Annotated in this window: 12 protein-coding genes; 3 read left to right on the top strand and 9 right to left on the bottom strand. The window is 73.8% G+C overall.

All coding sequences use genetic code 11. The annotated features are described in order from the left end of the window. The first annotated feature begins 203 nt into the window (after positions 1-203). Complete coding sequence (locus ACFQ11_RS19415) at positions 204-326, top strand: hypothetical protein (protein WP_378300500.1); 123 nt, start codon at positions 204-206, stop codon at positions 324-326. 172 nt (positions 327-498) lie between these two features. Here ACFQ11_RS19415 and ACFQ11_RS19410 read toward each other — a convergent pair whose 3' ends face one another. Next, a complete protein-coding gene (locus ACFQ11_RS19410) occupies positions 499-1107 on the bottom strand; it encodes a class I SAM-dependent methyltransferase (RefSeq protein ID WP_378300498.1) in 609 nt (202 codons plus the stop codon). Positions 1108-1197: 90 nt separating this feature from the next. Here ACFQ11_RS19410 and ACFQ11_RS19405 point away from each other — a divergent pair, with 90 nt between their 5' ends. Next, positions 1198-2064 carry a DMT family transporter gene (locus ACFQ11_RS19405; RefSeq protein WP_378300496.1) on the top strand — a complete coding sequence of 289 codons (867 nt, stop codon included), beginning with the start codon at positions 1198-1200 and terminating at the stop codon, positions 2062-2064. After that, complete coding sequence (locus ACFQ11_RS19400; protein WP_378300494.1) at positions 2061-3296, top strand: glycosyltransferase; 1236 nt, start codon at positions 2061-2063, stop codon at positions 3294-3296. Before ACFQ11_RS19405 ends, ACFQ11_RS19400 begins: the two co-directional genes overlap by 4 nt. On the opposite strand, the gene ACFQ11_RS19395 is transcribed toward ACFQ11_RS19400, so the two are convergent. The 8 genes from ACFQ11_RS19395 to ACFQ11_RS19360 all read right to left on the bottom strand — a co-directional run. Beyond that, positions 3269-4147: a DMT family transporter gene (locus tag ACFQ11_RS19395; protein WP_378300492.1), complete on the bottom strand. Its 879-nt coding sequence runs from the start codon at positions 4145-4147 to the stop codon at positions 3269-3271. The genes ACFQ11_RS19400 and ACFQ11_RS19395 overlap by 28 nt on opposite strands. A 36-nt stretch (positions 4148-4183) precedes the next feature. Then, on the bottom strand, positions 4184-5458 hold the full coding sequence (locus ACFQ11_RS19390) for a thymidine phosphorylase (RefSeq protein WP_378300490.1): 1275 nt from the start codon (positions 5456-5458) through the stop codon (positions 4184-4186). 22 nt (positions 5459-5480) lie between these two features. Continuing rightward, complete coding sequence (locus tag ACFQ11_RS19385; protein WP_378300488.1) at positions 5481-5882, bottom strand: cytidine deaminase; 402 nt, start codon at positions 5880-5882, stop codon at positions 5481-5483. Positions 5883-5887: 5 nt separating this feature from the next. Then, positions 5888-7240 (bottom strand): ABC transporter permease, encoded by a 1353-nt coding sequence (locus tag ACFQ11_RS19380; protein WP_378300486.1) that lies wholly within the window; start codon positions 7238-7240, stop codon positions 5888-5890. Continuing rightward, the gene (locus ACFQ11_RS19375; RefSeq protein ID WP_378300484.1) at positions 7237-8511 is read right to left on the bottom strand and encodes an ABC transporter permease; all 1275 of its coding nucleotides are present in this window, start codon (positions 8509-8511) and stop codon (positions 7237-7239) included. Before ACFQ11_RS19375 ends, ACFQ11_RS19380 begins: the two co-directional genes overlap by 4 nt. Next, positions 8508-10034 (bottom strand): ABC transporter ATP-binding protein, encoded by a 1527-nt coding sequence (locus tag ACFQ11_RS19370; protein ID WP_378300481.1) that lies wholly within the window; start codon positions 10032-10034, stop codon positions 8508-8510. The genes ACFQ11_RS19375 and ACFQ11_RS19370 overlap by 4 nt, the downstream gene beginning before the upstream one ends. A 108-nt stretch (positions 10035-10142) precedes the next feature. Next, positions 10143-11195 carry a BMP family lipoprotein gene (locus ACFQ11_RS19365; protein WP_378300479.1) on the bottom strand — a complete coding sequence of 351 codons (1053 nt, stop codon included), beginning with the start codon at positions 11193-11195 and terminating at the stop codon, positions 10143-10145. 204 nt (positions 11196-11399) lie between these two features. Then, positions 11400-12726, bottom strand: a 1327-nt coding sequence (locus tag ACFQ11_RS19360) for an amidohydrolase (protein ID WP_378300477.1), incomplete at its 5' end; no start/stop codon positions are given.

The raw sequence follows: 12726 nt of genomic DNA, 5'->3' as shown, positions 1-12726 counted from the left end.
AATGACGGACCGGCCCGGCGAGATGTGACCGGACGGCGAATGTGACGTGCGACACTCGATGGGCGCGGTGCGGGCGGACGGCGTCACGGAGCCCGTCGCGGCATCTCGGCCCTGCACGAGGAGCTCAAGCGCTGATTGTTTGCCTTTGTTGGGGATTGTCGCTTTTGGGGACGGTGACATCCCCCTCGAAGGAGGTGGTGAGCATGGCCAGGCACCGCGTGCACCGCCCCGGCTGGCCGCTGCTGGTGGGGCTGCTCGGGTTCGCGTTCCTCCTGTACGTGTGGGTGTGGTCGTCGACGCAGGGCGGCCCGCCGTTCTGGGGCTGATCCCCGGACGGTCCCGGCCGCGGCTTTTTCGTGCGCGGCGACCGGAGCCCGCGGCCGGACGGGCTGGAGTCGCCGTTCCGCGCCGGGTCCAGCGGATCGCGCGGGCCACCACGGCGGCGGAGCGCCCCCGGCTCACCGAGGTGATCACCGCGCGGGCCGCTGACCCCGGGGATCAGACCTTGCGGGCGAGGATGCCGGTCTGGTCGAACGGCCGCTCGCCCGGCGCGGGACGGCGCGACGTCCGGGCCGTCTCCTCGAAGCCGGCGTCGCGCAGCAGCGCGGCCATGTGGTCGGCGGGCCAGCGGTAGGCCCGCACGACCTTGTGGTCGAACGGCGCCGGGGCGTCGCCGCCCGCGAAGAAGCCGAGCATGAGGTGGCCGCCGGGGACGAGCACCCGGCGGAACTCCGCGAGGATCCCCGGCACGTCGTCCGGGACCGCGTGGATGATCGAGTACCAGGACAGGACGCCGCCCACCGATTCGGACGGGACGTCGAGGGCGGACATCGTGCCCTCGGCGAAGCGGACGCCGGGGTGGGCCGCGCGGGCGTGGGCGATCATCTCGGGCGACAGGTCGATGCCGAAGGCGTCCGCGCCGAGGGAGCGCAGGTGCGCCGTGTAGTGGCCGGGGCCGCACCCGACGTCGGCCACCGGTCCCTCCACGGTCTCGGCGAACGCGGCGACCAGCGCCCGGTCGACGGGATGGTGGCGGCGGACGTCGCCGAAGAGTTCGGCGTACAGGGGGACGACGGCGTCGTAGGCGTCCCGGGTCTGGTCGATCATGGGCGCCGACCCTACGGCACGGCACGGGCGGACGTGCATCGCCGCAGGTGACGCAGGTGTGCGGACGGTCGAGCGGGGTAGCGGCGATGCGTGGTGTACGTGCTCGCTCTCGGGGCGGCCGCGCTGTTCGGGCTGGGTTCGGCCGTGCAGCAGCGGGCGGCCTCGCGCGCGCCCGAGGGCCTGGTGCTGCACTGGCGGCTGCTGTGGTACCTGGCGCGGCAGCGGCTGTGGCTGGTGGGGGTCGGGACGGCCGTGGTCGGCAACGTCCTGAGCGCGCTGGCGCTCGGCAAGGGCGGGGTGGCGCTGGTGCAGCCGCTGCTGGTGACGCGGCTGCTGTTCGCGCTGCCGATCGCCGCGACGTGGGAGCGGCGGCGGCTGACCGGGCGGGAGTGGGGCGGCGCGATCGCGATCTCCGGCGGGCTCGGGGCGTTCCTGGTCGCGGGCCGTCCGGAGGAGGGCGAGGCCACCGACGCGCCGATCTGGATCTGGCTGCTGATCGCGGGGCTGGTCGGGCTGATCACGGGCGGGCTGGTGAAGGTGGCGCGGCACCTGGCGCCGGAGAAGGAGGCGCCGGTGCTCGGCGTCGGCGCGGGGATGCTGTTCGGGCTCCAGTCGGCGCTGACGGACACGGCGATGGGACGGCTGTTCGATCACGGGCTGGTCGCGCTGCTGCTGCACTGGTCGCCGTACGCGGTCGCGGCGGTGGCGGTGACGGGGACGCTGCTGCTGCAGAGCGCGTTCAAGCTGGAACCGCTGGAGGCGTCATATCCGCCGCTGGCGGCGGTGGAGCCGCTGGCGGGGATCGCGATCGGGCTGGGGGTGCTGGGCGGCACGGTCCGGCTGTCGCCGATGTGGCTGGGCATCGAGGCGGTGGGGCTGCTGGTCATGACGGCCGGGGTGTGGGTGCTGGCGAAGGCCGCGGTCGCCTACGAGCGGGAACTGGAGCGCGGGACATGAGGACGTCCGTCGCGGTCCTGGTGGAGCTGCAGCGGGACGCCGGCGCGGGCGGGCACGTGAAGTGCTGGGAGCGGTTCGCGGAGGCGGCGGCGCGGGACGACCCTGGCGTCGACCTCACGCTCTACGTGCTGGGACAGCGGGACGGGGTCGAGCCGCTGTCGGACACCGTCCGGTTCGTCACGCTGCGTCCCATGCTGGGGGACGGGCCGCTGGCGCGGCTGCTCGGCGGGGTCGACGCGACGGACCTGGCGCCGTACCACCCCGGCCTGGCGGTGCGGCTGCGCAAGCACGACGTCTGGCATCTGACGCACGCGTTCGCGTTCGCGGGCACGGCCGTCCGGCTGGCGGGGCGGCTGCCCGAACGGCCGGGGATGGTGTGCTCGCTCCACACGGACGTGCCCGCGCTGACGGCCGCCTACCTGCGGCAGCTCCGGATGCCGGGGGCGGTCGCGGACGCCGCCGCCGCGCTGGCCCGCCGGCGCCGGGACCGGCTGCTGCGGGCGTGCGACCGGGTGCTGGTCGCGACGCCGCCGGAACGGGGCGAGGTCGAGGCGGTCGTGGGGTCCGGCCGGGTGTCGCTGCTCGGCCGGGGGGTCGACGTGGACCGGTTCCGGCCCGACCCGGCGGCGCGGGCGCGGCTCGCGGCCCGGCACGGGCTCGGGGACGCCGAGACGCTCGTCCTGTTCGCGGGGCGGGTCGACGCGTCCAAGCGGGTGATGGTGGCGGGCGAGGCGGTGCGGCGGCTGCGCGCGGACGGACGGGACGTGCGGCTCGTCGTCGCCGGGTCGGGCGCGGCCGCCGGGCCGCTGTCGGCACTGCTCGGCGAGGGGGTCACGCTGCTCGGCCGGCTCGGGCAGGACGACCTCGCGGAGGTGTACGCGGGCTGCGACATGCTCGCGTTCCCGTCCCGCAGCGAGACGATCGGCAACGTGGTCGCGGAGGCGATGGCGTGCGGGCTGCCGGTGGTGCTGCCCGAGGTGGCGCTGACGACGACGTGGCTGGCGGCGCCCGGACGGGACGGCGTCGTGGTGCGGCGCGACGACCCGGACGGGTGGGCCCGCGAGATCGCGGCGCTCGCCGGCGACCCGGCGCGCCGCGCGGAGCTGGCGCGTGCGGCCGTCGCGACGTCCCGGGCGCGGCACCGGTCGTGGAGCCGGGTGCTCGCCGAGGACCTGCTGCCGGTGTGGCAGGAGACGGCGGGACGTCAGGTGGTGCGGCGCTCGATCTCCTGACGGTGCAGCGCCTGCAGCAGCGGGGACGTGTCGAGGGCGGCGATGCCGGTGAGCAGGATCGCGAGGCCGAGGACGGTCAGGCCGGACGGCAGCAGGCCGACGCGGATCCGCTCGTCGAACAGCAGGATGCCGAGGGTGACGGCGACGGCCGGCTCGGTGGAGTCGATCACCGGCATGGTCGCGGCGAGCGGCCCGGCCTGGAACGCGCTCTGGATCAGCACCAGCCCGCCGATGCTCGCGATCACCAGCACGTACGTCTGCCAGGACGTGAACAGCGCGGCGAAGCCCTGCTCGATCTTGGCGACGGTGGCGGCGAGCAGCACCGACTGGGTGCCCATGACGAGGCCCGCGGCGAGCGCGATGAGGGACGCGCGGGGCAGCTCGCCCGCGTACCGGGCGGCGGTCAGCGCGACGGCGGTCGCGGCGAGGACGGCGGCGATCGTCAGCAGCCACTCCCCCGGCGGGACGGGGTGCTCGCCGCCGCGCGGGTCGGCGGCGACGAGCGCGAGCGCGAGGCCCCCGGCGACGGCGAGCGCCCCGTACCATTCGCGGGCGCCCATCCGCAGGTGGTAGAGCCACACCGACAGCGGGATCGCGAAGACCAGCTCGGTGACGATCAGCGGCTGGACGAGGGCCAGCGGGCCGAACGCCAGCGCGAGCATCTGGAACCCGTACGCGGCGACGGCGAACGCGATGCCGAACAGCCACGTCCGGTCCCGGGCGAGGCGGCCGAGGAGCCGCACCGACATGGCCTCGCGGGACGGGCGCGCGCTGGCGGCGCGCTGCTGCAGGACGCCGGCGAGGGCGAAGCAGGCGCCGGCCAGGACGGCGGCGAGGATCGCGACGGGCACGGGGGAACGGTTCCCACCGGGCCCGTTCCCAACCCGTCAGCCGATCTTGCCGAGAACGAGGGGGTGCAGGTCGGCGGCACCGCCGGGGACGATCTCGTAGGCGCCGTCGAGCGCCTCGAGGGCGCGGGCGACGCGCGTCTCGTCGTCGGTGTGCAGGGTGAGCAGCGGCCGCCCCGCGGTGACCGTCTCCCCCGGCTTGGCGTGGCAGGTGACCCCCGCGCCGAACGACACCGGGTCCTCCTTGCGGGCCCGCCCGGCGCCGAGCCGCCAGGCCGCGACGCCCACGCCGTAGGCGTCCAGGCGGGTGAGGACGCCCGAGGCGGGCGCGGTGATCGTGTGCGTGACGGCCGCCGCGGGCAGCGGCGCGTCCGGGTCGCCGCCCTGCGCGGCGATCATGCGGCGCCACACGTCCATCGCCGAGCCGTCGCGGAGGGCGTCCGCCGGGTCCTTGCCGGTGATCCCGGCGGCGTCGAGCATCTCCCGGGCCAGCGCCACGGTCAGCTCGACGACGTCGGACGGCCCGCCGCCCGCGAGCACCTCGACCGACTCGGCGACCTCCAGGGCGTTCCCGACCGCGCGGCCGAGCGGACGGTCCATCGCGGTGAGCAGCGCGACCGTGCGGACGCCGTGGTCGGCGCCGATCGCGACCATCGTCTCCGCGAGCTCCCGCGCCGACTCGGGCGTCTTCATGAACGCGCCCGAACCGACCTTGACGTCCAGGACCAGCGCCCCCGTCCCCTCGGCGATCTTCTTCGACATGATCGACGACGCGATCAGCGGGATCGACTCGACGGTGCCGGTCACGTCGCGCAGCGCGTACAGCTTCCGGTCGGCGGGGGCGAGGCCCGTGCCCGCCGCGCAGATCACCGCGCCCGACGCGCGCAGGACGTCCAGCATCTCGGCGTTCGTCAGGGACGCCCGCCACCCGGGGATCGACTCCAGCTTGTCCAGCGTCCCGCCGGTGTGCCCGAGCCCGCGCCCGGAAAGCTGCGGGACGGCCGCGCCGCACGCCGCGACCAGCGGCGCCAGCGGCAGCGTGATCTTGTCGCCGACGCCGCCGGTGGAGTGCTTGTCGGTGGTGGGCCGGTCCAGCGCCGACCAGTCCATCCGCTCCCCGGAGGCGATCATCGCCTCCGTCCAGCGCGCCACCTCGGCCCGCGTCATGCCGTTGAGCAGGATCGCCATCGCGAGGGCCGACATCTGCTCCTCGGCGATCGCGCCGCGGGTGTAGGCGTCGACCGTCCAGTCGATCTGGTCCGGGGCCAGCTCGCCGCCGTCCCGCTTGACGCGGATGACATCGATGGCGTCCACGTGGTCCTCTCTGCTCGAACGATCAGCGGGTGGTGAGGTCGTCGGGGCCGAACGCGTCCGGCAGGACGTCCGACATGGGCAGGACGCCGCGCGCCGTCTCCAGCAGCAGCGGCGGGCCGCCGTGCTCCCACAGGAGCTGCCGGCAGCGCCCGCACGGCATCAGCGGGTCGCCGTTGCGGTCGACGACCGCGACCGCGACCAGCCGCGGCGTCTCCGCCGCGCCCGGCCCGAACAGGGCCGAGACGAGCGAGCACTCCGCGCACAGGCCGACCCCGTACGACGCGTTCTCCACGTTGCAGCCGGTGATCACGCGTCCGTCGTCCACCAGGGCGGCGGCGCCCACGGGGAACCCGGAGTACGGGCAGTAGGCGCGCGCCATCGCTTCCCGCGCGGCACCGCGCAGGGCGGGCCAGTCGATCTCCATGGGGGCTATCTTGCCTCGCCCTTGCGGAACCTGACCCCGTTCGCCGCCGGCATCCGGAGCCGCTGGCTGAACAGCGCCAGCACCAGCAGCGTGATCAGGTGCGGGGTGAACGACACCAGCTCGCCCGGGACGGTCTCGCTCAGCAGGAACCACGTGAGCAGCGCCAGCGCCGACACGAGCGCCGTACCGGACGCGATGTAGGCGCGGCGGACGGCGCGGCGCGCCGCGTCCGTCGCGGCGTCCGGGCGCAGCCGCCCGGCCCGCACCGCCTGCCAGACCGCGGCGCCGATCAGCAGGATCGCGGTGAACAGCAGCAGCGCGTGCACCGAGGAGCCGCCGCCGCGCAGGTTCATCGCGTCGGTGTACCCGAACAGCAGGGACCCCGCGGTGAGCCCGCCCGGCCGCCAGTTACCGAAGATCATCGCGGCGAGGCCGATGAAGCCGCGCCCGTTCGTCTGGCCGTCCTGGTAGGAGTTCGCGGCGACGGTGACGAGGAACGCCCCCGCCATCCCGGACAGGCCGCCCGAAATGATGACGGCCGCGTACTTCATCCGGTACACCGACACGCCGAGCGACTCCGCCGCGTACGGGTCCTCGCCGCAGGACCGGACGCGCAGGCCGAACGACGTCCGCCACAGCACGAAGAACGACAGCGGGATCAGCAGCAGCGCGACCGCCGTCAGCGCGGACACGTCGCTGGTCACCCCGCGCAGGATGCCCGCGAGGTCGGACACGAAGAACCAGTGGTGCTTCTCGATGGAGCCGAGGACGTCCGGGCTCTTCCACCCGAACACCTCGCCGCCGGACAGGATCGGCACCGTCAGCGTCGAGATCGAGTCCACCGGCGGCGACTGCCGCTCCCCGCCGCCGAGCGCCTTCGCCTCCTCCGTCGCGAACAGCATGCCCGCCAGGAACTGCGTCAGCCCCAGCCCCAGGATGTTGATCGCGACGCCCGACACGATGTGGTCGACGCCGAACGTCACGGTCGCGATCGCGTGCAGCAGGCCGCCGAGGGCGCCGCCGAGGATGCCGACCGCGACGCCGACCCACGGGCCCCACTGGTACCCGGCCCACGCGCCCGCCCACGTCCCGAGGATCATCATGCCCTCGAGCCCGATGTTGATCACACCGGAGCGCTCCGACCACAGCCCGCCGAGCCCCGCGAGGAAGATCGGCACGGCCAGCCGTAGCGCGGCCCCGACCGTCCCGCTGGACGTCAGGTCGTTCGCGCCGTCCAGGGTGCGGACGAGCGACAGCAGCATCAGCAGCCCGGCGGCGATCAGCAGGTAGTGCGGCCAGCGGAGACGGCGGCCGCCGTTCTTCGCGGCGGCGGCGCGATCGGCCTGCGTGACGGTCACTTCGCGCTCCCCGAGGTCTCGCCGGCCAGGTCGTGGCCCGTGGCCAGCTCGACGGCCACGGCCCGCTGCTGCAGCCGGATCTCCCAGCGCCGCATCAGCTCGTACACGATCACCACGGTCAGGACGACGACGCCCTGCATCACCCCGACGATCTCCTTCGGCACGTCCACCGCCTGCAGCACGTCCGAGCTCTGGTCGAGGAACGCGAACAGCAGGGCCGCGAGCGCGATGCCGAACGGATGGTTGCGGCCGAGCAGCGCGACCGTGATGCCGGTGAAGCCGAGCCCGGCCGGGAAGTTCAGCGAGTACTCGTGGGACCCGCCGAGCAGCTCCGGCATCCCGATCAGGCCCGCGACCGCGCCCGACATGATCATCGTGATGACGATCATCCGGCGGGCGCTGACGCCGCTCGCCTGCGCCGCCGACGGCGACAGCCCCGACACCTTCAGGTCGAACCCGAACCGGGTGAAGTTGATGACGACCCAGAACACGACGCCCACGACGATCGCGAGCGGCAGCAGCCCGTACACCTGGCCCGGCAGGTCGACGCCGATCGCCGCCAGGAACCCGTTCAGCGGGCCGACGCGCCCGTCCTCGGGGATCGGCGGCGTCGCGATGTTGTTGCTGCCCGGGCTGACCTGGGCGAGCCGGTCCTCGTTCAGCAGGTACGCGATCAGGCCGGTCGCGATCGCGTTCAGCATGATCGTCGACAGCACCTCGCTGACGCCGCGCGTCACCTTCAGGACGCCCGCGATCGCCGCCCACACGCCGCCGACGACCATCGCCGCGACGATCACGAAGAACTGGCCGAGCGGCGCCGGGAGGGCGAGCGCGCCGCCGAGCACGGCGGCGAGGAACGCGGCGAGCCGGTACTGGCCGTCCACGCCGATGTTCAGCAGGCCCATCCGGAACCCGATCGCGACCGCCACCGCCGACAGGTAGTACCGCGTCGCCCGGTTCAGGATGTCGACGATCGAGTTGTCGGTCGTCCCGTACTCGATCATGCTCTGGACGGCCGAGAACGGGTCCGCGCCGGTGACCCGCAGCAGGATCATCGTGATGACGAGCGAGATCAGCAGCGCCACGACCGGCGCGCCGACCTTCAGGACGATCCCCCGGGGGCCCTTCCCCTGCAGGATCGCCTTCCAGGCCGGAACGTGCTCCGGCCCGTCCGGCTCGGCGGCCGTGTCCGGCTTCCCCGCGGTGTCCGGGTCGGACGGTTCCGGCGGGCCGGGGGCGGCGGGGTGTTCGGGGTCCTTCGGGTCGCTCATGCGGAGGCTCCGGCGCCGGTCATGGCGGAGCCGAGGTCCTCCGGGGTGACGGTGCGCGGGTCGACCTCCGCGACCAGCCGTCCCCGCAGGATCACGTGCAGGGTGTCGGACATTCCGATGAGTTCCTCTAGATCGGCGCTGATCAGCAGGACGGCGAGGCCCGCGGCGCGGGCCCGCCGCAGGTGGTCCCAGATGGCGGCCTGGGCGCCGACGTCGATGCCGCGGGTCGGGTGGGCGGCGATCAGCAGGCGGGGGTCGCCGGACATCTCCCGGCCGACGATGAGCTTCTGCTGGTTGCCGCCGGACAGCGCGGCCGCGGGCACCTCGATGCCGGGGGTGCGGACGTCGTAGTCGCGGACGATGCGGGTGGTGTCGCGGCGAGCGCCGCGCCGGTCGATCCACGGTCCGCGGACGTTCGGGGGGCGGGTCTGGTGGCCGAGGACCCGGTTCTCCCACAGGGTGCCCTCGAGGATCAGCCCGTGCCGGTGCCGGTCCTCGGGGATGTAGGCGATGCCCGCCTCGCGGCGGCGGCGCGTCGACCAGTGGGTGATGTCGTCGTCGCCGAAGCGGATCGTGCCGGCGTCCACGGCGCGGACGCCCATGATCGCCTCGATCAGCTCGGTCTGGCCGTTGCCCTCGACCCCGGCGAGACCGACGATCTCGCCGCGGCGGATGCGCAGCGAGACGTCGTCCACGAGGGGGCGTTCCTCGGGGGTGAGCACGGTCAGCCCGCCGACGTCGAGCTGGACCCGATCGGTCGCGGTGGAGTCGCGGAGCTCCGGGGTGGGCAGCTCCGAGCCCACCATCAGCTCGGCGAGCCGGCGGGACGTGACCTCCTGCGGGTCCAGGCGGGTGGCGACCGTGGTGCCGCGCCGGATCACCGAGATCGTGTCGGCCACCGACAGGACCTCGTCCAGCTTGTGCGAGATGAACAGCACGGTCAGGCCCTCGGCCCGCAGCTCCCGCAGGTTGCCGAACAGCTCGTCGACCTCCTGCGGGACGAGCACGGCGGTCGGCTCGTCCAGGATCAGCACGCGGGCGCCCCGGTACAGCACCTTGAGGATCTCGACGCGCTGCCGCTCGCCGACGCCGAGCTTCTCGACCAGCACGTCCGGGTCGACGCGCAGGCCGTAGGCCCGCGACATCTCGGTGATCTTCGCGCGGGCCGCGGCGAAGTCGATCCGGCCGAACCGTTTCGGTTCGGCGCCGAGGATGACGTTCTCCAGCACGGTGAGGTTGTCGGCCAGCTTGAAGTGCTGGTGGACCATGCCGATGCCGCGGGCGATGGCGTCGCCGGGGCCGCGCAGCGACACCGCCTCGCCGTCGATCTCGATGGTGCCCTCGTCCGGCCGCTGCATGCCGTAGAGGATCTTCATGAGGGTCGACTTGCCGGCGCCGTTCTCGCCGCACAGCGCGTGCACCTCGCCGCGCTCGATCGTGAGGTCGACGTCGCGGTTGGCCACCACGCCGGGGAACCGCTTGGTGATCGACGCCAGCCGCACGGCCGGCACCTGGTCGGGCACGGGCGCTTCTCCTGCCTCGAACGTGCTGGGTGAAGGACGCCCTCGGACGGGGCGACGGGCGCACCGGACGCCGCCGCACGGGGCGGCGTCCGGTGTCCGGGGGTCGGGTCAGGCTCCGGCCGGAACCTTGATCTCGCCCGAGATGATGCCCTTCTTCAGTTCCTCGAGCTTGGCCTTGATGTCGTCGACGTGACCGCCGGACGTGGCGTAGCCGACGCCGTCGTTGGCGAGGTCGTACTCCTTCGGGCCGGCCTTGAAGGAGCCGTCCGAGACGCTCTTCACGAAGTCGTAGACGGCGACGTCGACCTTCTTCACCATGGAGGTGAGGATCCGGTCCTTGACCCCGGCCAGCGCGGGCTGGTTGTACTGGTCGGCGTCCACGCCGACGGCCCACTTCCCGGCTCCGCCGACGGTCTTGATGACGCCGATCCCGGCGCCGCCCGCGGCGTGGTAGATGACGTCGGCGTCGTCGTCGAGCATGCCCTTGGCGGCCTCGTTGCCGAGGCTGACGTCCTTGAAGCCGTTGAAGTTCGGCGGCTGCGTCAGGTACTTCGACAGCACCTCGGTGTCGGGCTTCACTTCCTTGGCGCCGGCCTCGTACCCGGCCTCGAAGCGCTGGATCAGCGGGACGTTCACACCGCCGATGAAGCCGATCTTGCCGGTCTCGGAGGTGAGCGCGGCGGCGGCGCCGACGAGGAACGAGCCCTGCTCCTCGGCGAAGCAGGCCGCGCCGACGTTCGCGCCCTCGACCTTGCAGCCGTCGGCGTCCACGACGAGGAACTTGGTGTCGGGGAACTCCTTCGCGACCTTGTTCACCGACGCGGTGTAGGCGAACCCGACACCGATGATCGGGTTGAAGCCCTGGTTCGCGAGCAGCCGCAGGCGGGACTCCTTGTCGGAGTCCGGCTCGTCCGGCTTGGCGGAGATCTCCTCGGTCTCGATCTTCAGTTCCTTGGCGGCCCGGTCGAGTCCCGCGGCGGCCGAGTCGTTGAACGACTGGTCGCCACGCCCGCCGATGTCGAAGGCCAGCCCGACCTTGAGGGCGTCGTCGCCGCCCTCGCCGCCGCCGCCCTCCGCCGTCTTGCCGCCGCACGCGGACGCGCTGAGCATCAGCGCCGCGCTCGTCACGGCGACGAGCGTCCTTCTGAATCCACGGCGCAAGGTAGCGCTCCTTCCGTTCCCCACCACGGAGGCGACCGGACCGGCCGCCGAAAACGATGGGACGCTACCTTGGAAATCGTGCAAAACCGCCAGAGTGCGCGGTTTCGCAACAGCTCCGTTACCAATGCGTAGACAAGTCGCCACAGGTCATCGGCGGCACGGTGCCCGATCGGAAGGCGCGGCCGGCCCCTCGGGCCGGCGCCCTCAGGTCAGCGCGGCGCCCTCGATCGGCTCGCCGCCGCCGGGCCGTCCGCCCTCCCACAGCGCGGTCAGCGCGGTGGCGCTCAGCACGCGGACGCCGACGGCGACGCAGCGCTCGTCCACGTCGAAGTCGCCGCGGTGCAGGTCGTACTCGGCGGGCGAGCCGGGGGCGCGGACGCCGAGCCGGGCGAGCGCGCCGGGCACCGCCTCCAGGTACCAGCCGAAGTCCTCGCCGCCGAGGCTCTGCGGGGTGGGCACGACGCCCTCCTCGTCCATCACCTGCGCGGCGGCGTCGCGGAACATCTGCACGCTGGTCGCCTCGTTCACCGTCGGGGGGACGCCGCGGACGTACTCCAGCGACGCCTCGACGTCGTAGGCGGACGCGACCGACTGCAGCAGCGCCTTCATCATGTCGGGCGCCGCGTGCCATGCCTGGTCGTCCAGGCAGCGGACGGTCCCTTCCGCGATGCCGTCGTCGGGGATCGCGTTCGCGACCGACCCGGCCGACACCCGTCCCCACACCAGCGACAGGCTGGAGCGCGGGTCGACGCGGCGCGACAGCGCCGACGGCAGCTCGGTGACGATCTTCGCGAGGGCGTAGACGAGGTCGGCGGTCAGGTGCGGGCGCGCGGTGTGCCCGCCGGGCCCGGTGACCTTCACGTACACCTTGTCGCAGGCCGCGGTGATCGGCCCGGTGCGCAGCCCGAGCTGGCCGACCTCGATGCGCGGGTCGCAGTGCAGCGCGAACGCGCGGTCGACGCCGACGAGGCCGCCCGCCGCCATCACGTCCAGCGCGCCGCCCGGCACCTCCTCGGCGGGCTGGAACAGCAGCCGGACGCGGCCCGGCAGGAGCCCCGCCTCGGCCTGCTGCGCGAGGAACAGCCCGGCGCCGAGCAGCATCGTGGTGTGGACGTCGTGGCCGCAGGCGTGCGCGACGCCCGGGACCGTCGACCGGTACGGGGCGTCCTCCTTCTCGTCCTGCAGCGGCAGCGCGTCGATGTCGGCGCGCAGCGCGACCGTCCCGCCGTCGGCCGGGCCGATGTCGCAGAACAGGCCGGTGCCGCGCGGGAGGACCTGCGGCTTCAGCCCGGCCGCGCGCAGCCGGTCGACGATCTTGCGGGTGGTGCGGTGCTCGCTGTAGCCGAGCTCGGGGTGCATGTGCAGGTCGCGGCGGAACGCGACGAGCTCGCCCTCGTGCCGGGCGAGGAACCCGTCGAGCTGCGGCTGGAGGGCGGCGCCGCCGAGGACGACCGGGGCGCCCGCACCGGCGGCGCCCGAGGGGGCGGGACCGGAGGCGGAGGGCGCGGCCGAGGCCGCCGCGGGGTCGCCG

Source organism: Actinomadura sediminis (genome assembly GCF_042675525.1).
GTDB classification, from domain to species: domain Bacteria; phylum Actinomycetota; class Actinomycetes; order Streptosporangiales; family Streptosporangiaceae; genus Spirillospora; species Spirillospora sediminis.
Note: the sequence above shows the minus strand (reverse complement) of the source record. Positions and strands in the feature narration are given on the sequence as shown.